General features: G+C 61.9%; 7 protein-coding genes. 2 read left to right on the top strand and 5 right to left on the bottom strand.

Going from position 1 to position 6,460, the window contains the following annotated elements:
• Positions 1-310: 310 nt before the first annotated feature.
• From tal to VFE81_RS21155, 4 genes are all read right to left on the bottom strand, one after another.
• The gene (gene tal / locus VFE81_RS21170; protein ID WP_325046469.1) at positions 311-1,264 is read right to left on the bottom strand and encodes a transaldolase; all 954 of its coding nucleotides are present in this window, start codon (positions 1,262-1,264) and stop codon (positions 311-313) included.
• Between the two features lie 318 nt (positions 1,265-1,582).
• Positions 1,583-2,803, bottom strand: coding sequence for a benzoate/H(+) symporter BenE family transporter (locus VFE81_RS21165; protein WP_325046468.1), 1,221 nt, complete (start codon positions 2,801-2,803; stop codon positions 1,583-1,585).
• Positions 2,804-2,843: 40 nt separating this feature from the next.
• Positions 2,844-4,019, bottom strand: a complete 1,176-nt coding sequence (locus VFE81_RS21160) for a VWA domain-containing protein (protein WP_325046467.1) — start codon at positions 4,017-4,019, stop codon at positions 2,844-2,846.
• A gap of 72 nt (positions 4,020-4,091) precedes the next feature.
• On the bottom strand, positions 4,092-4,934 hold the full coding sequence (locus VFE81_RS21155) for an AAA family ATPase (protein ID WP_325046466.1): 843 nt from the start codon (positions 4,932-4,934) through the stop codon (positions 4,092-4,094).
• A 307-nt stretch (positions 4,935-5,241) separates the two neighbouring features.
• On the opposite strand from VFE81_RS21155, the gene VFE81_RS21150 reads away from it, so the two are divergent.
• Together VFE81_RS21150 and VFE81_RS21145 are read left to right on the top strand one after the other, a co-directional pair.
• Positions 5,242-5,610, top strand: a complete 369-nt coding sequence (locus tag VFE81_RS21150) for a c-type cytochrome (RefSeq protein WP_325046465.1) — start codon at positions 5,242-5,244, stop codon at positions 5,608-5,610.
• A gap of 59 nt (positions 5,611-5,669) precedes the next feature.
• The gene (locus tag VFE81_RS21145) at positions 5,670-6,053 is read left to right on the top strand and encodes a c-type cytochrome (protein ID WP_414695634.1); all 384 of its coding nucleotides are present in this window, start codon (positions 5,670-5,672) and stop codon (positions 6,051-6,053) included.
• 88 nt (positions 6,054-6,141) lie between these two features.
• Here the strand turns inward: VFE81_RS21145 and VFE81_RS21140 are convergent.
• Positions 6,142-6,460 (bottom strand): DUF1841 family protein (locus VFE81_RS21140; protein ID WP_325046464.1); only part of this gene is annotated, 319 nt, incomplete at its 5' end.

Raw genomic sequence — 6,460 nt, 5'->3', positions numbered from 1 at the left:
CAACGGCCGTTGAAAAATACATAAGGCTGAACGTACATGATCGTCTCCTGGAATAGGGGCTGGGGCGCCGCGTTCCTTCGGCAAATGGCAGGGAAGGAGTGGACGTGCAGACGATTGTAGTCTTCTGTTGGAGCGGCGATTGTGACATTGTGTCGGCGGCGAGCGGCGAGCGGCGAGCGGCGAGCGGCAGGAGGCAGGAGGCAGGAGCGGGGCGCACCCAACCTGCCTGGGTAAACGGCATGCGGCCCTGAACCGGAAAGGCTCAGGGCCGCATGCTTGACCGCGTGTTTAAGCTATACGGTAGCGGGCTTTAACGCAGCGCTTCGATCAGCTTTTCAAGCTTGACGGCGTCCGCGGCGAACGCACGGATGCCTTCAGCGAGCTTTTCGGTCGCCATGGCTTCGTCGTTGACGAGGAAACGGAACGACGATTCGTCGACCGGCACGCGTTCGATGTCCGCATCCTTGCCCAATTCAGGCGACAGCTTGCGCTCAACCTTCTCCGTGCTCTCCTGAAGCTTTTGCAGCAGATCCGGACTGATGGTCAGCAGATCGCAGCCGGCCAGTTCCAGAACCTGGCCCGGCGTGCGGAAGCTCGCGCCCATCACCTCGGTCGTGTAGCCGAATTTCTTGTAGTACGCGTAAATGCGGCGCACCGATTTGACGCCCGGATCGTTGGCGCCGCCATCTTTCGCTTCGTCCCACGCGCTGCCGGCATTCTTCTTGTACCAGTCGTAGATGCGGCCGACGAACGGTGAAATCAGTTGTGCGCCCGCTTCGGCACAGGCGGCCGCCTGCGCGAGCGAAAACAGCAGCGTCATGTTGCAGTGGATGCCTTCCTTCTGCAGCACTTCAGCCGCGCGGACGCCTTCCCACGTGGAGGCCAGCTTGATCAGCACGCGTTCGCGGCCGATGCCGTGGTCTTTGTACAGGGCGATCAGCTCACGGCCCTTGGCGATCGACGCTTCGGTGTCGAACGACAGGCGCGCATCCACTTCGGTCGACACGCGACCCGGGATGATCTTGAGGATTTCGGTGCCGAACGCGATCAGCAACTGGTCGATGACCGCGCCGACAGGTTTCGACGCGTGCGCTTTCACGGTCTTTTCGAGCAGCGGCTTGTAGTCGTCTTTCTGGACGGCCTTCAGAATTAGCGACGGATTGGTGGTCGCGTCCTGCGGCTTGTACTGGGCAAGCTGCTGGAAGTCGCCGGTATCGGCCACGACGGTGGTGTATTGCTTGAGTTGGTCGAGTGCGGTTGTCATGTTCGAGCCTTCATGGCGCGCGTGCGCCGTGGTTCAGGAGAAATGAGATCGCCGCCGGACGGAACAGATCAAACCGTTCCGGCGGCCGCGTGTCACGCTGCAGCGTCTGCCCGCCATGTTGCCGGAGAATTTTGACGGAAAGCGCTGCCGGATGCTTCTATTCTATGGCGGATCGCCTGATGCAGTATTGACACTTGGCCCCGGCGATCCGTTCAAACGGATTTCGGATGGCCGATTTCCGGTGTCGGCTTCTGGCCCCGACTTCCGGCCCCCGATTTGGCGTCGACGAATTTTCGCCTGCAATTTTTCTCCGACGATTCAGGTGCGCCGGGCGTTCAGCACCAGTTGCGTCAGCACGCCCGCCACCAGGCCCCAGAATGCCGAGCCGATCGACAGCAGGGTAAGTCCCGAGGCCGTCACCATGAACGTCACCAGCGCCGCCTCGCGCTGCTTCAGGTCCTGCATCGAGTTGGCAACGCCGCTCATGATCGAGCCGAACAGCGCCAGCGCCGCGACGGAGACCACCAGTGCCTTCGGCAAGGCGGCGAACAGCGCGGCGATGGTTGCACCGAAAATCCCGGCGATCAGATAGAAAATGCCGCACCAGACCGCCGCGGTGTAACGCTTGTCGCGGTTTTCGTGCGCTTCGGGGCCGGTGCAGATCGCCGCCGTAATCGCCGCAAGATTGATGCCGTGCGAGCCGAATGGCGCGAGCAGCAGCGAGGCGATGCCTGTCGTCGAAATCAGCGGCGCGGAAGGCGTGGTGTAGCCGTCCGCGCGCAGCACGGCGATACCCGGCACGTTCTGCGACGCCATCGCCACGACGAACAGCGGAATGCCGATGCTGATGCTCGCCGCGACCGAAAACGCCGGCATCGTGAATACCGGATGCGCGAGCGCGACGTGAAAGCGGCTGAAGTCGAGCAGCCCGAGGCCGCCGGCGGCGGCCGTGCCGACGATCAGCGTCGTCACGATCGCGTAGCGCGGCGCGAGGCGTTTGACGATCAGGTAGGTGAAGAACATGGTCAGCACGAGCGCGGTCTGAAACTGCGCGGCGCGGAAAATCTCGATGCCGATTTCGAACAGAATGCCCGCCAGCAAGGCCGAGGCGATGGCCGCCGGGATTTTCTTCATCAGCGTGTCGAACCACCCGGTCAGGCCGACCACCGTCAGCAACACCGCGCAGACGATGAACGCGCCGATCGCCTCAGGGTAGGCCACATGCGGCAGCGAAGACACCAGTAGCGCCGCACCCGGCGTCGACCAGGCAATCACGATGGGCGCGCGAAAGCGCAGCGAGAGGCCGATCGTGCAGACGGCCATGCCGATCGACAGCGCCCAGATCCACGACGAAATCTGCGCGTCGGTGAGATGCGCGGCCTGACCCGCCTGGAACATCAGCACCAGCGAACTGGTGTAGCCCGTCATCATCGCGACGAAGCCGGCGACGATGGCGGACAGCGAGGTGTCGGTGAAAGGGTTGAGACGCCCGGCGTGTGCGCCGGCAGGGGACAAATCGGGCGATGAAGACGGGCTCATGCAGATGCTTTCTTATAGTTGGGGTGAAAACGTGACCTGATTATTTGCTCAGCGTGCGCATCGCCGTTTCGAGTCCGGCGAGCGTGAGCGGATACATGCGGTGACCGAGTACTTCCCGGATCGCGCTGACCGATTGCCGGTATGCCCACAAACCTTCCGGCTCCGGATTCAGCCACGCATGATGCGGGAAATGATCGGCAAGCCGGCGCAGCCATACGGCGCCGGCTTCGGCGTTGTTGTATTCGACCGAACCGCCCGGTTGCAGCACTTCGTAGGGGCTCATGGTCGCATCGCCGACGAAGATCAGTTTGTAGTCGGGCGTGAACTTGTGCAGCACGTCCCACGTCGGCATGCGCTCGGCGTGACGGCGGCGATTGTTCTTCCACAGGAAGTCATACACACAGTTGTGGAAGTAATAGAACTCGAGATGCTTGAATTCGCCCTTGGCGGCGGAAAAGAGCTCTTCGGTGCGCTTGATGTGATCGTCCATCGAGCCGCCCACGTCGAGCAGCATCAGCACTTTCACCTTGTTGTGCCGCTCCGGCACCATCTTCAGGTCGAGCCAGCCGGCGTTCGCGGCGGTGCTGCGGATCGTGTCCGGCAGATCGAGCTCTTCGGCCGCACCTTCGCGCGCAAAACGGCGCAAGCGGCGCAGCGCGATCTTGATGTTGCGTGTGCCGATTTCGACCTGGTCGTCGTAGTCGCGATAGGCGCGCGCCTCCCACACCTTCACCGCCGTGCGATTGCCCGCTGCGTCACCGCCGATGCGCACGCCCTCAGGGTTATAGCCGCCGTTGCCGAACGGCGAGGTGCCCCCCGTGCCGATCCATTTGTTGCCGCCTTCGTGGCGTTCTTTCTGTTCGTCGAACAGTTCCTTCAGGCGGTCCATCAGCTTGTCGAGACCGCCCATTGCTTCGATCTGCGCTTTTTCTTCGGGCGACAGATCACGTTGCAGTTTCTTCTTCAACCAGTCGAGCGGGACGTCGAAGGCGAGCTCCGAGGCTTGCGCAACGCCCTTGAAATACGCGCCGAACGCCTGGTCGAACTTGTCGAAATATTGTTCGTCTTTGACCAGTGTGATGCGCGCGAGATAGTAGAACTCGTCGAGCGACGGCGCGATCACATTGGCTTTCAGCGCCTCGAGCAGCGTCAGGTATTCCTTTACCGACACCGGCAGTTTGGCGGCGCGCAGGGAGTAGAAGAAGTCGATCAGCATGCTGTGTCCTTCGCGGCTGAGGTGCGGCGCGGGGCGCGCATCAGCCGGGTATCAACGCGTTTCAACGGTGATTCAGCGGTTATTGCGGTTCATGAAGATCAGCCGTTCGAACAGGCTCACGTCCTGTTCGTTCTTCAGGAGCGCGCCGTGCAGCGGCGGGATGATCTGCTTCTGGTCGGACGAGCGCAGCGCTTCGGGCGGAATGTCCTCGGCGAGCAGCAGCTTCAGCCAGTCGAGCAGTTCCGACGTGGACGGTTTCTTCTTCAGACCGGCGACGTTGCGCAACTCGAAGAAGCTCTGCATCGCCGCGGCGAGCAGTTCCTTCTTGATGCCGGGGTAGTGCACCTCGACGATCTGCTGCATCGTCACCGGCTCGGGGAATTTGATGTAGTGGAAAAAGCAGCGGCGCAGGAACGCGTCGGGCAGCTCCTTCTCGTTGTTCGACGTGATGATCACGAGCGGGCGCTGTTTCGCGCGAATCAGCTCGTGGGTTTCGTACACGTAGAACTCCATGCGGTCGAGTTCGCGCAGCAGATCGTTCGGGAATTCGATGTCGGCCTTGTCGATCTCGTCGATCAGAAGCACCGTTTGCTCCTCCGACTCGAACGCCTGCCACAACACGCCCTTCACGATGTAGTTGCGGATGTCCTTGACGCGCTCGTCGCCGAGCTGCGAATCGCGCAGGCGGGACACCGCGTCGTACTCGTACAGGCCTTGCTGGGCCTTGGTGGTGGACTTGATATGCCATTGCAGGAGCGGCATGCCGAGCGCGGCGGCGACCTCTTCGGCGAGCATGGTTTTGCCCGTGCCGGGTTCGCCCTTGATGAGCAGCGGGCGCTTCAGCGTCATCGCGGCGTTGACCGCGAGCTTGAGGTCGTCGGTGGCGACGTACTGCGATGAGCCTTCAAAACGCATGGCAAGATGCTCTTTTTTGGGAAAAAACCCAGTATAAGTCAGAAGGCCTGTTGCGCTGAAACGGGCTCGCGTATGGTGTGACCCGCGGCACAAAGCCATGCGGAGCAGGCGCGGCGGAGCAAACATGGCGCTAGCCGTGGCTTTGCGGCGGCCGGATGCGCTGCTGCCCCGCGCTGTGGACGTTCGGCGCGGCGTCGCGGTACAATTAGCCCGATTTTTTTGGCCTGCGTGGCTACCCTATAAGAAGAACGGCGCGGGTCGTTGCCTTTTTTGGGCGCCCGTTTCCCCTCAAGCCAGGTTACATGCTATGAATAAATTCGTCGGCAAACACGTCGTGATCGCAGCGCTGTCGGTGCTCGCGGGCTATACGGCCAGTGCGCAAGCAGCGGATGTCGTCGGCAACCCGAAGGTGGGTCAAGGCAAGGTCGCGATGTGTATTGGCTGCCACGGCATTCCTGAATACCGCACGGCTTACCCTGAGGTCTACCGCGTGCCCATGCTCGGCGGCCAGAATCAGGCGTACCTCGAGAACGCCATGCATGGCTACAAGAAGGGCGACCGCCACTTCGAAACGATGCACGCGATCACCGCGTCGCTGTCGGATCAGGACATCGCCGACATCGCTGCCTACTACGCAGCGCAAAATTCCTCTTCGAAGAGCAATCCCGACAAGTGATCGGCTGCGATCATCCATCCAGTCACCCGGTTACTTATATTCGCGGGATAGGAGAATTCATGAATAAGCCCCAACAGGCACTCCACACGATGTTCAAGGCTGCATGCGCGTCGGCGGCACTGATCGGTCTGGTTGCAGCGAACGGCGCGTACGCCGCTGACGCCGGCAACGGCAAGGTGCTGGCAGACAGCCACAACTGCGCGGCTTGCCACGGCGTCAACCTGAACAAGCCGGTGAGCCCGGAATATCCGAAGCTTGCCGGTCAGCACGCTGACTACGTCTACTGGGCGCTGCGCCAGTACCAGATGGGTAACGGCAACCCGCACCTCGGTCGCAACAATGCGATCATGCAGGCGCAGGTGCAAAGCCTGTCGCCGAGCGACATGAAGGACCTCGCGGCCTATGTCGAATCGCTGAACGGCGATCTGGTGCAGAAGAAGTAACAGCCTCGCGCTGTTTCTGCGCTGTTTTCGGACGCTGTTTTCGGATTAAACAACACCCCGCTTCGGCGGGGTGTTGTGTTTTTGGGGGTCAGTCGCGTGTGGCGCGCCGCTCGATACGCTGCAAATAGGCGTCGGTGTCCGGCGGGGTGCCGGTGCGCTGCGCTTCCCAGATGGTTTCGCCGAGGCAGTCCATGATCGCGTGCTGCGCCTCGTGGGTCGAGCCGAGCCGGGCTGCGAGCCGCTCGTGCGCCGCTCGGATGCCCGGCGGCTGGTCGATCGACAACTGTTCGGTGATCGCCAGGTGCATCGATAGATGCAGGAACGGGTTGGTCTGGCCGCGTTCGGGCGAGTAGTCCTGCGTCTGGGCGGCTTCCGGGTTGGTTAGATCGGCGTGATATTCCGGATGC

Source organism: Paraburkholderia sp. (genome assembly GCF_035656215.1).
Taxonomy (GTDB): Bacteria; Pseudomonadota; Gammaproteobacteria; order Burkholderiales; family Burkholderiaceae; genus Paraburkholderia.
The sequence above is the reverse complement of the archived record's forward strand: the minus strand, read 5'-3'. Positions and strand labels throughout refer to the sequence as shown.